General features: G+C 65.9%; 1 protein-coding gene. It reads left to right on the top strand.

What is annotated here, in order from left to right; all coding sequences use genetic code 11:
• Nucleotides 1-299 precede the first annotated feature (299 nt).
• A complete protein-coding gene (locus NZM16_RS11240) occupies nt 300-1,541 on the top strand; it encodes a CdaR family protein (protein WP_295452125.1) in 1,242 nt (413 codons plus the stop codon).
• Nucleotides 1,542-1,761 lie beyond the last annotated feature (220 nt).

A 1,761-nucleotide genomic window follows, 5' to 3' on the forward strand; every position in this document is an offset into this window, starting at 1 on the left:
GGCGCGGGGCGGGGGTCCTCTACTCCCCCCATCCGGGAGGTCGCGGATCGGCGCAACCCTTTCGGCATTGCGGCCACGCATAAAATATTCATTTGTGGGCGGGGCCGGGCGCCTCCGGCGCCCGGCCCCATCAACAAACCCCCGGGAGGAAGCGAAGAAAAACGGAGTTCTCCTTTCCCGATCGGTCTCGCCCCCTGGGGAGGGAGGCCAGGGGAGTCAGAGGGTCCCCCTTCAACGCGCTATGTCCCTGTCGCCATCATCGGGGGGACCACCTGAACCTCGCTCATCTGGTGAAGGAAATGGCAAGGACTCGTTGGGTGCGGGAAAATCTGGGTTTGGCCCTGCTGGCTTTTGGTCTGGCCTTTGCCCTCTGGGCCGCCGCGGTGTGGGAGGAGAACCCGCCGGTGGAGCAGACGTTGACCGATCTGCCGTTGGTGTTCCATGGGTTGGGCTCCGATCAGGTGGTTTTCGAAGCCTCAGCGGATCGGGTCCGCCTTCGCCTCCGCGTGCCGCGCGCGATCGAAGGCAGCATCAGCCCCCAGGATGTGGAAGCCTTCGTGGATGTTCAGGGGCTTGAGGAAGGCGCTTATGATCGACCGGTGCAGATCCAGATCCGGCGACGGGGCATTCAGATCCTGGCGGTGGATCCACCACGGGTTCGCTTCCGGCTGGAGCGGGTGGAGAGCCGGGAGGTCCCTGTGTCCATTCAGATCCTGGGACAACCCGCCATCGGCTATCAAGCGGGGATCCCTCTTCCGGCGCTCTCCCAGGTGCGGGTGAACGGCCCGCGCTCGCGGGTGGCGGTGGCGGCGATGGCGGTGGGGAGGATCCAGATCGACGGCGTGCGGCAATCGGTGGAAACCCAGGTCCGGCTGGCCGCCGTCGACCCGCAGGGGGAGCTGCTTTCAGAGTTGAAAGTCGAGCCGGAACAGATCACGGTCACCGTTCCGATCGAGCAGCGCCTGGGCTTCCGCGAGCTGCCGGTTCGGGTGGCGTTGCAGGGGCGCCCGGCCCGGGGCTATCAGCTTACGGAGATCTCGGTGGACCCACCGACGGTGACCCTCACCGGGGATCCCCGGCGACTGGAGGAGATCGGAAGCTATGTCTCCACGGAGCCCATCGACCTCTCCGAGGCGCGAGGGGAGTTGATCGCGGAGGTCCCGCTGGTCCTCCCGGCGGGAGTGGCCCTGGTGGGCAGCCCCACCATCGTGGAGGTTCGCCTTCAGGTGGAACCGATCCTCAGCACCCAGGTCTTTCAGCAGATCCCCATCGTGGTGGAGGGGCTGGGGCCGGGGATAAGCGCCCGCCTCTCCCCGGAAACGGTGGACCTCATCCTGCGGGGGCCGCTGCCGTATGTGGAAAACCTCCGGCCGGATGAGTTGCGGGTGTGGATCGATGTGGGGGGGCTGGAGCGAGGAACCTATACGCTCACCCCCACCGTCACCCTCAGCGCTCCTGTGGCCAATCTCTCATGGACGCTGATCCCGCCTAACATCCAGGTCTCGCTCATGCCCGCACCCACCCCCACCCGGTCCCGTTAGCCTTTTCGCCTGACGCCGGGCGTCCCTTCTTCGTGTTCCGAAGCTATCGTTCCTCCTCCCTGCGACCTGGTAGGCCCCGGAGGGATCCAGTGTTTGGGTGGAGGAAGCAGCCGGCATCCCATCTATTGCTTTGTCCAGTTATAAACTGAGGCTTTGAGGAACCGAAGCGAGTCCGGAAGGCGATGGCCCCTCCCCCCTTTCTCCCCCCTCCCCACGGCCC

This window comes from Thermoflexus sp. (assembly GCF_025055495.1).
Lineage (GTDB): Bacteria > Chloroflexota > Anaerolineae > Thermoflexales > Thermoflexaceae > Thermoflexus.

Bases quoted from the DNA above. Each gene is read 5' to 3' on its own strand.
- NZM16_RS11240 (WP_295452125.1), top strand. From the start codon at position 300: ATGGCAAGGACTCGTTGGGTGCGGGAAAATCTGGGTTTGGCCCTGCTG.